Source organism: Archangium sp., from assembly GCF_036389735.1.
Taxonomy (GTDB): domain Bacteria; phylum Myxococcota; class Myxococcia; order Myxococcales; family Myxococcaceae; genus Archangium.
On sequence record NZ_DASVWK010000296.1, the window covers coordinates 1 to 10909 of the forward strand.

General features: G+C 63.2%; 11 protein-coding genes. 1 reads left to right on the plus strand and 10 read right to left on the minus strand.

What is annotated here, in order from left to right:
• Window positions 1-95 precede the first annotated feature (95 nt).
• The gene (locus tag VF794_RS10470; protein ID WP_331109297.1) at window positions 96-827 is read right to left on the minus strand and encodes a hypothetical protein; all 732 of its coding nucleotides are present in this window, start codon (window positions 825-827) and stop codon (window positions 96-98) included.
• A gap of 570 nt (window positions 828-1397) precedes the next feature.
• Complete coding sequence (locus VF794_RS10475) at window positions 1398-2063, minus strand: hypothetical protein (RefSeq protein ID WP_331109299.1); 666 nt, start codon at window positions 2061-2063, stop codon at window positions 1398-1400.
• Window positions 2064-2158: 95 nt separating this feature from the next.
• Here VF794_RS10475 and VF794_RS10480 point away from each other — a divergent pair, with 95 nt between their 5' ends.
• Window positions 2159-2896 (plus strand): dienelactone hydrolase family protein, encoded by a 738-nt coding sequence (locus VF794_RS10480; protein ID WP_331109301.1) that lies wholly within the window; start codon window positions 2159-2161, stop codon window positions 2894-2896.
• A gap of 6 nt (window positions 2897-2902) precedes the next feature.
• On the opposite strand, the gene VF794_RS10485 is transcribed toward VF794_RS10480, so the two are convergent.
• The 8 genes from VF794_RS10485 to VF794_RS10520 form a co-directional block, all read right to left on the minus strand.
• The gene (locus tag VF794_RS10485) at window positions 2903-3742 is read right to left on the minus strand and encodes a class I SAM-dependent methyltransferase (RefSeq protein ID WP_331109302.1); all 840 of its coding nucleotides are present in this window, start codon (window positions 3740-3742) and stop codon (window positions 2903-2905) included.
• A gap of 29 nt (window positions 3743-3771) precedes the next feature.
• Entirely contained in the window at window positions 3772-5127 is a 1356-nt protein-coding gene (locus VF794_RS10490) for a cytochrome P450 (protein ID WP_331109304.1), read from the minus strand.
• 1103 nt (window positions 5128-6230) lie between these two features.
• Window positions 6231-7181: a toll/interleukin-1 receptor domain-containing protein gene (locus tag VF794_RS10495; RefSeq protein WP_331109306.1), complete on the minus strand. Its 951-nt coding sequence runs from the start codon at window positions 7179-7181 to the stop codon at window positions 6231-6233.
• Window positions 7182-7190: 9 nt separating this feature from the next.
• Window positions 7191-7757: a hypothetical protein gene (locus VF794_RS10500; RefSeq protein ID WP_331109308.1), complete on the minus strand. Its 567-nt coding sequence runs from the start codon at window positions 7755-7757 to the stop codon at window positions 7191-7193.
• Window positions 7758-7958: 201 nt separating this feature from the next.
• Window positions 7959-8540: a hypothetical protein gene (locus tag VF794_RS10505; protein WP_331109310.1), complete on the minus strand. Its 582-nt coding sequence runs from the start codon at window positions 8538-8540 to the stop codon at window positions 7959-7961.
• A gap of 95 nt (window positions 8541-8635) precedes the next feature.
• Window positions 8636-9304 (minus strand): hypothetical protein, encoded by a 669-nt coding sequence (locus VF794_RS10510; RefSeq protein WP_331109312.1) that lies wholly within the window; start codon window positions 9302-9304, stop codon window positions 8636-8638.
• A 493-nt stretch (window positions 9305-9797) separates the two neighbouring features.
• On the minus strand, window positions 9798-10529 hold the full coding sequence (locus VF794_RS10515) for a DUF5953 family protein (protein WP_331109313.1): 732 nt from the start codon (window positions 10527-10529) through the stop codon (window positions 9798-9800).
• Between the two features lie 31 nt (window positions 10530-10560).
• The coding region (locus tag VF794_RS10520; RefSeq protein ID WP_331109314.1) for a DUF6310 domain-containing protein at window positions 10561-10909 on the minus strand (349 nt) is incomplete at its 5' end.

The following is a 10909-nucleotide window of genomic DNA, read 5'->3' on the forward strand; positions in this document are numbered from 1 at the left end:
GGGGCGGTCATCGGTGTACTGGACGGGAAAAGTCTTGGTCGACTTCTCAACCATTCCCGTTGGCCGCCCTCCTCCTCCGCTCAGTCTCTCTTCGCTTACCTGCCTGCTCTCCTCAAAATGGCGAAAGTCGAGTCTGACACCCTGGGCGGCCTGGAGGTCGCGCGCTGTGAGGGTCCGAAGAAATCCTCGAGCAGGAACACCTGGGCCCGGGTCATGGCCTTGTCGATGGCCAGCGTGACATTCCTATAGTCCGGCGCCTGAGCCCACTCCCCCTCGACCGGCAGGATGGCCTCGCTGATCTCCGGGTAGGCACGCCACGCGATCTGGTTTGTCCTCAGGTCGATCAGCTCTCCCTTGCTCACGCAGAGCGCCTCCGGTGGACCCAGCGGGATGAAGCCATAGTACTTCCGGGTGGTTCCACATTGCTGGAGGGAGAGCAGGATGAGCATGTCGATGCCCTCCTGCTCCGCCAGTGGCCGCAGGTCTTTCTCCGCGAACTCACCGGGCGCCTCCGAGGTGAAGGGGCTCATCGTGAGGGGATTCACCGTCTTGGAGAGTCTCCGGGCGTTGAGGCCGCGCTCATTGAGCTTCTCCACATATTGGTCGGCAACGGCCGCGAACTTGCTGGCATCCAGGCTCTGGAGATGCGCCTCCAGGCTGCCGGCCATGGCGGAGTTGATGGCCATGTCCAGCAACCCCTCGCTGCCGGCGCGGTAGGCCGCGAGCTTGGGGGCGGCCAGGGTCGCGACACCGACCTTGTGCTGAGTCTCCTTCCAGAACGAGGGCTTGAGCGACATGCGCGCGGGAGCGCATCCGACCAGGCCCATGATGAGGACTGCGGCTCCCATCCTGCAGAGGGTGGACATGTTCATGGTGCTGTATTTCCAGGGGTCGACAGTGGTTCGGGGTTACAGTGGATGCGACAGGTGGAGGGAGTAGCGCTCCCAGCAGCGTGCCGCCGCCTACCAATCCCGCGGATACGTGCTTGACGACGTCATGGCGGAAGAATTCGGGCTCTCCGTTCTTGCTGATGAGCAGGAACTCGCTGACCGTCCGCGGTTCGTCTGACGCGGGAGCGGCGCTGTCGGGGGTCACCTGGGTCGCGGAGGCAGTCGGCGCGGTACTGGCGTCCCCAGCCTGTGCCCGCGCCTCGCCGGGGGTGATCGCGACGAGTCAGGTGAGAAGCACGAGCGGGTGAATGAAAGTCACCCTCCTCGGCTCGCGGACGAGTGCTTCGGACTGAAACGCCGGGTTCATGCGGTTCCCCCTCGAGGGCTCGGATGCCCTTCATGGGGGAGAAACGGCGAGCGGAAAAATCATGCAGGGAATCAGCTGGCTATTTTCCCGTCTACCCCCTTGTGTCCTGGAGAAAACGAAGCACGGTTCCGTCTCCGGCGTCAGTCGAGCTGTCGCCGCTCACGCATCGCCGCGAGCCAGCGCGATTTCCCCTCGTTCATCACGATGGCACCGTGGGACGGGACCAGATGCTCGAAATCGAGTGCGGTCACCTGGGCGATGGCCGCTCGGAAGGCGCGGTCGTCCTTCACGAGCTTCAAGAAGAGCCGGCTGACGCCGAGCTTGCGATAGGTCCCGAAGACGCTCAAGACGAACCGCGCACCCAGTCCACTCGGATTCTCGATGTTGAAGATGATGTCGGTGACGAGCAGGGACCGCGACGCACGATGCAGGAAGACGCTCTCGTTCACCTTCGGCATGCCCGCGAGCCCGACCCGCGAGAGTTCTTCCTCGTAGGGCCACGGGTCCACCCCCAGAGTGCCACTCCAGTGAAGCTCGGGCAGCTTGTCCCGAGCCCCCACCGGGCCCCACAGCTTGGCTCGAGGATGCGCCCGGGCCGCCGCACTCATCCCCGCGGTATGAAGGAGGCTCGGGGCGACGATGGTGGTGATGTCACCCGCCTCCTCGAGTTGCGCGGGGGTCAGCGTCGACGCTGGCGAGAAGAGAACGCGCGCGGTCTCGAGCTGCACGATGGCCGTGCGCACGGGCAGGCTCATGAGCGGCATTCGCTTGTCGACTTCGAGGAACGTCAGGTTTTGCAATGCCATGGCACGTAAGAGTGGCCGCCTCTCCGGGCTGTCGCAAGAAGCTTCTATGGTGGTCCAGTTGATGGAGAAGGGATGCGTGGAGGTCACGGAGCCGTATGGAAGACGTCGACATCAAGACCCCTGAAGGAACGATGGACGCGAAGCTGTTCCACCCGGACGGCCAAGGCCCATGGCCCGCGGTCATCCTGCTGGTGGACGCGTTTGGAGTCCGGCCCGTTTTCGAGGCCATGGCGCGCCGGCTCGCGGCGGAGGGCTATGTCGTCCTCCTGCCGAACGTCTTCTACCGGGAAGGCCATGCGTCACGGTTGGAGCTCAATGGCTCCTTCGAGGACGAGGCGTTCCGCAAGCGCATCTATGCGCTCATCGGAGGGCTGACGCCCGAGCGGCTCAAGATCGATGCCGCCGCGGAGCTCGACTTCCTCGCCCGGCATCCGCTGGTGAAGGGGCCGAAGGTGGGGGTGGCCGGGTACTGCATGAGTGGCGGCATCGCCGTGCGCATGGCCGCGGACTTCCCGGAGCGCATCGGCGCGGCGGCTTCGTCCCATGGTGGGCGGCTGGCCACGGATGCTCCGGACAGCCCGCATCGACTGGTTGGCGAGGTGAAGGGTGAGCTGTACTTCGGCCATGCGGACAATGACGGCTCCATGCCGGCGGAGGCCATCGAGAAGCTGGAGGCGGCCTTGAAGGAGGCCGGCGTCAAGCACCAGTCCGAGCTGTATGCGGGCGCGCGCCATGGCTACGCGGTGGAGGGCATGACCGCGTACCACAAGGAGACTTCCGAGAAGCACTGGAGCAGGCTGCTCGACCTGTTCGGCCGGACGCTGCGGGCCTGACCGCGCTCACTTCCTCGCCACGACGAGCCAGGTCACTCCCCCGAGCAAGACCTTCCCGCCCGTTCGATGGTGCTCGCATTCGCGGGCGACATCCTCCTCCCACGCCCGCTGCTCCTCCGGCGGCAGCTCCTCCACGATCTTCGCCACGGGGCCCCCGAGTTCGCGAATCCAGCGCACGACTCCCTCACCATCCTCGGCTTCCATCACGGGGACATGCATGGACTCGGCGTGCTCCATCGAGAACCCGCTGCGCGTCAACAGCGGGCGCAGGCGCTCGGGGTCGGAGAAGCGGGACACGCCCGGGGCCTCGGGCTCCACGGGGGGAAGCTCACGGAAGCGCGCCAGGGTCTTGCGCGGCAGCGACCAGTACTCGACCTGCCCGGGCCCCGCCCAGCATGCGCACACCAGGAGTCCGGAAGGACGCAGCGCCCGCCAGAGCCGCTCGAGTGCCAGCTCGGGCCGGCGCATGTACATCAACGCCCAGCGCACGGTCGCCGCATCGAAGGACTGCTCCGGCACCTCGAGCGTCTCCGCATCCGCGACACGAAACTCGATGTTCGAGAGGGCCTGGGCGCGTGCTCTCTCCCGTGCGGCCTCCAGCATGCCCTCGGACAGGTCCGTTCCCAGCACGAAGCCGGAGGGGCCCACCCGTTGCGAGGCGCGGAGGGAAGGCTCGCCCATCCCCGAAGCCACATCGAGCACCCTCATACCCGGCCGAAGGCAGGCGAGGTCGAGCATCCGCTCGCTGACGGACGCCGTGAGGCGGGACTCCATCTCATCGTACCGGCGGATGACGGCGGCGCGCTCGGCCCACCAGGTCTGCGGCGGCGGTCTCTGGGGTGTCATGTCTGAAGTATAGGAGAGCCGACCTCGCGTCAGGCTGGCACGAGCTGGATGCGCGTCTTCTTCGGCGGCGCACCGAAGGGAATGTAGGTCAGCTTGGGCGGGGCCGTTCCCGGAGCGAGCTGAGGCCTCATTCCCCGGCGAGCCAGCTCGCGCGCGAAGGCCGTGGCGAACTGCACCACCTCCACCCAGGCCAGGTGATAGCCCAGACAGAAGTGGGGGCCACCGCCGAACGCCGCGGTCTCGACGGCCGACGGCGGCAACCGCCTGCCCATCCAGCGCGTGACATCGAAACGATCCGGCTCGGGGAAGAGCTTCGGGTCGTAGCCGTAGGCTCCGAGGGGGACGAGGATCGTCGTGCCCTTGGGCACCCGCTTGCCGTGCAGCTCCAGATCCTCCTTGGCCTCGCGCCCCGTCCAGGACACGGGCGGGTACATCCGCAGCACCTCGCGGAAGAGCGCCTCGGCGAAGGGGTGGCGCTTGAGCTCCTCGGGCGAGCGGGGCAGGCCCGGTGCCGCCACGGCCTCCTCGCGCAGCTGGTCCCAGAGCTCGGGCTTCTGGGCGAGCACGATGCCCAGCCACGCCATCACCGACGCGGTCGTCTCGTGCCCCGCCAGGGCCAGCAGGCGCAGGTTCTGGATGAGGTCCGCCTCGCTCAGCTCGCGTCCTTCCTCGTCACGCGCCTTCAGCAGTGCCGCGAGCGTGCCCTGCATGTCCGGCTTGCCGCGCGCCGCGGCGATCAGCCGGGAGAAGTGCATATCGAGCCACTCCCGCCCCGTCCGGGCGCGCCTCGCGGGCGAGTAGGGGAAGTCCCCCTTCAGGGGGAGGGCGCCCAGGATGAACTCGCGGTAGTTGCGATTCCAGGCCTCCATCTCGCTACCCTCGATCCCCATGACGCGGAAGATGATGTCGAGCGCGAGCCCCTGCGTCTGGGCGAGCAGGGAGAAGGGCTCCTCGGGAAAGCGGGTCACGTAGGACTCGATGACCTCGGCCGAGATGGCCGAGGCCCCGCTGGCCGTGAGGCCCCGGGGCGTGAAGGGCCCGCTCATGGCCGAGCGCAGGCTGCGGTGGGGCGTCCCATCCCGTGACAGCAGGGAGTCTCCGATGAAGTCCGGCGACCCCTGGCGGATGAACTCGCTGCTGGTCACCTTGTTCTTGAGCAGCTCGAAGCCGGGCTCGCCCATGCACACCAGCGTGTACATGCCGATGTTCCGCGTCCAGAACAGCGGGCCCACGCGGGCCTGCGCGTTCCGCAGGAAGGTGATGGCGTTGCCCATGGTGTAGAGGGAGTGGCCCACGAAGGGCAGGGCGCCAGGGAGGATGGGAATTCCCTCCCGGAGGGCCGGAGTCTGGGGTGAGCGGAAGAGCAGGTTCTTCAGCGTTTGCATGGAGCTGTGCATACAGAGGGCGCGGGCCCGGCACAACTCCATTGGACGGTGTATGGGTTTGTCCGTACAGCGGCGACCTGGCACGCCCCCAACCAGGGCGCCCCGCCCCTCTGTCGGCGCTCGACATGGAGCGCGCCGTCGCTCGCCACCGAGTACGACACCCCGCCCCAGAGCCCGTGGAGGTCGGTGTACGCGACGAGCAGGCCGGGCGGGACGCGCCGCTCCGCCACCGCGCCGCGCAGCGCCCCGGCGAGGCGATCCTGTGAGGAAGGAGTCATGGGCACGAAGTCTACTTCGCTCTCGCACGCCCTCAGCGCTGGAGGAGGTGGCGGGTCGGGCCTGGGGGAAGATGCGCTCACGCCTGGGCGAGCTAGGAAGAGCGCGCCGCCGATTATCGCAGCGGGTTCGATTCCCGCCGCCTCCACTAAAAGTTAACCCGCCGCTCTAAGCCGAGCCTACTCCCAACGAGGATGCGCGGCTCGCTTTGGGGGACCAAATCGATTCTTGTCGGACCAAATTCGGACCAAATCTGCGCATAAGAGGAATGGGGGCAATGTCGAGGGCAGTGGGTGGGAGCAGAGAGGCAGAGGAAGGCCGCTGACGGGAGCCCAAGAGTTGTGCGCCATGCCAGTGCACTCTGGGTGGAGCCTCCTTGGGGCACACGCTTGCCTGGTCCGCCCTCCCTAGAGGGGGCGACAAGGGTGTGGGCCTGTTGGCTGTGGCTACTCGAACCTAACACCACGCGGCCTGGGGTGGCCCTCGCGCTGGGGCCAAGCGCGCACCTGTCGTGGGCAATCCCAGGCGCTCCAAAATCGCTCGCACCCCTCGCGCTTGCTTCACGTACGCCAACACACTCCGCCTGCCTCCACAGTTCACGCAGGCGAACACGTCGAAGTCGAACGTCTTCCTCAGGAGTTTTGCCTAGTCCACTCGCGGCGTCCTCTTCTTTAGCGGCTCCTTGCTGGTCGCTGCCTCAAGCGCCACGCTCGCCTCCTCCGCTCCTGCTGCTTGGAGGAACTCCACCCCGCGCAGATGGTGAAGCGGGTGCTGGGGCCGCCAGCGGTAAGCGCCACGCTCGCCTCCTCCGCACCTGCTTGAGGGAACTAGCGCTCCTTTTTCTTGTAGACCCGCGCCCTCCAGCGTGGCGGCCCAAGCTCAATAGGCAGGGCTCGAACTATCGCGCGAATTGCATCGGCCTCGCTCGTGACGTTGACCCACACGTAGTCTCGGAGGGGGCGAGGAACCTCACCACCGTCAAACACTAGAGTGATGATCGCGAACTTATCCACCACTTCAATCTTACGATGGACCGCTTGGTCCACTTCTCGCCCAAGCCATCGCTCGTCTTCGAAGTTCTTCGTGACGAAGAAGACGACTGCGCAAGATGCGTCGATACCTTCAGTGATTCCTCGATGCAGCGTAGTCCCAGCGGGCATATCGTGTGCGTCGAGCCATGGCTGATGACCAAGCTCGCGCAGCACCTCGAAGAAGGGCTGAACCAGTGCTTTGTCGGCCGACCGATGGCTGAGAAAGATCCGAGACTCGTTCTCACCAGGGATCGCCGCAAGCGGAACCCCAGCAAGTTCGCGAAGGTTTGGGCTAGCCATCCCTGCTTGCTCCCTCATACGATCCGTCATTGCTTCCGCGAAAGGCCGAATGACGAGAGATATTGCTTTCGCCGCTGCCTCCGACCGGTTGTAGGCCCCCATGACCTGCCCGAACCCTTGGAAATCCAGCAAATCCGATGAGCCGGATCCCATTGAGGACACGAGATCCCACAGCACGACCAACTTATCATCGGGGCTTGCGGGAAACATAAGCGCCGTCAGTTGATTGCCGTGGGGCGACTCCGGGTCCGACTGCTGATTCCACCACACGTTTGCATCGTAGGCTGGGAGTGCAGAGAGGATCCGCTGGCAGAGCGGATTGCGCTTCACCTCGCGCACGAACTCGATGAGGTGGTGCTCAAGGTCGTCCCCATCCGCATGAACCGCCGCATCTCGCGAATGGCGGAATGCCGAAAGGTGCTTCACGATCTCGTTGGAGTTTGCCATTGATTCCCCCTAGCTGATCTGTAGTTCCAAGGAGCAGGACGGACACCTAATTGCACCACTCCATCCCTCAGAGATCTTGAAGTGCTCTCCACACGACGCACAGAAAATGCGCACCATGTCGTCTGGCTCGGGGCCTGCAATGGGACGCGGACTGCGCGCCTCGCTGCCCCTTTCGATCTTGAAACTAATCGGCCCTCGACGATGGCGTGAAAAGGTGCGCTCCAGGTTATTGAGCATGCCGAACATCATCGGTTCGATTATCTCGCGCCGAGCAACCCGAATGAGGTAGGAGCGAAACTCCCCATGCAGAAAACTCTGCACGTCAGTCGGCTCGGCGCAATACGGACAGGTCATTTGGCCGCGATTGGTCACTTCCGACTCCTGTGCCTCGCCCAGACCACTCTCCGCGACTGCCTTCGAAGTCCACCACTCCACCACGTCGCAGAACCGCGCCTCGTCGCCCTTGACCTTGAACTCCAACATGCATGACGGGCACTCGTGTCGCAGGTAGCCGGATGCGTCAGTAGGAATGCCGATCTGCAATGTTACCTTGGAGTCCTCGTCATCATCGGGCATGTCCGGGGCCTTCTTCCCAAATATGGACGCGCGTGCGTCGTCTCTTCGGACAAGCAGCGCTCACGACAGCGGGCAAGCAGCGCTCACGACAGCCGCTCTAAATGGATTGACAAAGCCACACCATCTGCACCACTCCCAGGGGCCGATTATCCGGCCATACGCTGGTCTTGTTAGGTCTTTAGTGTGTGGTTGAAAGTCTTGTTAATGGCGATCGGTCTCATCGTTGGTCGTTGTGGCGCCGGCCCAGGCAAAAAGCATCTCTGGGCAATGCGCTTCAATAACACGCGTGATTAGTTTGAAGTCGGCGGGAGTGATGATGTCGGGCAGTCTGATGCTTGCTCTGCCGTTGGATAGAGTGAGCGAATGTTCTCGGTAGCTCAATTGTTCAGGGTTCCCGCTGTCAATGCGCGGCAGCGTCGTGTCTGTGTCTGAATGATGCTTGGCAGAGGTCCGCTGGCGTCTTGGACCTTGTTGTTGCGTGCGCGTTAGAGGCACGCCGGCAATGAAGTCGCGCATCAGTCGCTCGGCGCGACTGAGGTAGGATTTGGCAGTAGGTGGGGTAATGGAATCCGACCTGTTGATGAGCCGCCGTTCCAGTTGCTCACGATTGGATTTGATGTAATCAAGTGTTCGTGGCTCTGTAGGGGCAAGCAGGGAGCGCACTGCTTCGGCTGCGACCCTTAGTTGTCGGACTGTATCGGAGTTGTAGTGTCCGAGTTGCTGGGCCTCTCTGAGCCAGACGATGGCTTCGTCTAAAGACTTTGTGGCTCCTTGCTCGTTCACTGACCAAATCTCCAGTGTGGATTCTCAAAATGGTGTTGAGGCACGGGCATGAGGAGATTCGTACCCGCTGCCTCTGTTGCAATCTGCAGGAAACGTCAGGTCTGGACAGAATCAACCATGGAGGTGATTCCGAAAGGACGGCCATGCGATGGGTTGGTAGGATCGAAGTCTCGTGCGTGCGTCATCAGATGGCAGAAAATCCTCCCCACATCTCGCATGTTGAGGTCGTCAGGTACGCTGAATTCGCACCTGCGGTCCTGGCCACTCAAAGCAAGCACGCCTGATGTGTTGCGCAAACCTGCTGCGTCACCAGTGCTACTGGACTTGGAACTCACCGTCTGCGACGGTGCTGCTGCCACTACCTTGTGCGGTACGCTTGGGGCCTTAGCCTGGACCTTGGGCTTCCTACTCCCAGCCAATTTGGCCCGCGGCCGGGAACCGAAGTGGTCAGGATCTCGCCGGTACGCAAGAAATGCTCTGAGTCCAGCCTGTGCTTTCTCTCTATGCTTTTTGGCGGTGTTGGTGTTGGCGTTTTCCTTTACTGTCCACCGATGCGTGATTCCGGCCACGTTTTCCAAGAACCATTGCGCTTCACGCGGTTCCGTTGAGTCCAGTACGCGCGCCAAGGTTTCGATAGCGCAAACAATGTCCCTAGAATGACGTTCCTTGTAGAGTCCGCGCTGATGCATTGCCCTGACCCAGTCCACGGCCTCTTTGATGGTCTCAGGCGTCTTGGGCGCAATGGGCCTCACGTTTTCAGCCATGGTTCTCCTCCTTTGATTGGGGCGTTTGGCGACCCTGGGCTGGGGCCAATCGTCGTGCTCTTTCATTAGGGGTAACGTGTCTGAGGAGCGCGTTCATTCCAAGATCCCGCGCCACACGCCTAAATCATTGAAATCGTTCCTGTTCTGTCGGACCGTTCTTGAGAAGATCTAAACTGGACATGTCTGCGGCACGACGCTTGGACGGATAGCGTACAGACTGATCAAGCACTTGCTTGGATGCTTGAACTGGGGAAGATGTCAAAGGATTTGTTCTGGCACCTCGTCTCCTCCAAATCGTCTGACACCCTTCCAGCGGCCGGGCAGCACAACCGGCTAGCACCAGACACAGCAATCCCATCACTCCCAGCCGCCCGCATCCCCTCACGTGTCGACCTCGGTTTCGTCCGTGGGAAAGGGATTCTACCTGGAACTGGGCAGGCCCAGCGAGGTTGTCCCTCAACGCCTCGTACAGCACTGCGAGCCGTGCCGAGCCTCAAGGGGGGGAGCGCCCACCGATCTCCGGGAAGCGCTCGTAGGCCCGCTTGAGCGCGTCCAGGTGCGCGGGGTTGTCCAGGTCGAGCGGTGCATCGGTGAGGCTGACAATCCACCCGCCCGTCGCGGTACGCTGTGAGCGCGAAAGCAGTTCCGCGTCGCGGGCCGGGTCTGGAAAGCCAATGACCCGTGCGGCAGCGGCCGACCAGTAATTGAGCCAACCCATGCGATGCGGAATCTCAGGCAAGCGCATGGCACTTGGGGACTTGATCACCGGCAGTCCACGGGGAGGCGGCTCTCGGTTGTCCGGTAGGTTCTTCGACTGGTGTGCGATGTCTACAGCCGCGCTGACCGGCGTCGCGTGCCCCCAGAACGCGCGCCCCGTCTCCGCCACAGCCTCAAATAAAATTGCCGCAGCCGCGATGCCGTCTGCGGACAGAGGCAGTGCCACATGGAATTCAAACTGTGCCCGACCACCAGGGGAAATCCCCGCCGGTATTCCCCATCCCGTCACGCTCACTCGGAAGTTGTCATCGGTGCTGCGCAGAGGCGGAAATTCCCCACGCCTGCTCTCTCGGGCGACGAATTTATCGCGCTCCGGTAACGGGACAAGCTGCCCCTCGTCAGAAATCATCAAGCCAATGCGCAAGCCAGGGTGTGCGCGCTCCATCGCATGAACAACCGCCAAAGGGCGGCCATCATCCCCCGCGAGCGCAGGCGCGTACACGATCATGGCAATCTGATCTTTTCGTGTGGCAGGCATTTCAGCACCAATCCATGAGGACAATGACTCCGTCGAGTCGTGGCTCCACGGTTTCCAGCATGGCTTTGTGCGTAGCGCTTCGCACTCCGACCCGAAAGTCAAATCCGCATGCCCTCGCAAGCTCGCGCTCGGCTAGAAAATCACGCACATTTTTTCTGAGCACAATGTCCTGAAGCTCTAGCGGGTATGTATCGAAATTGTCGGTTTTCACCTCCCAAAGCACGCCTGCGACAACTTGCAACGCGTCGAAAGCCTTGCCGTTAACCAGCGCGTTAGCCCCACGGTAGGCGTTGAACTTGATCCCGTCAGCGCACTTATTGTGCAGCTTGTTCCCGCCCTTGGGCGGCACC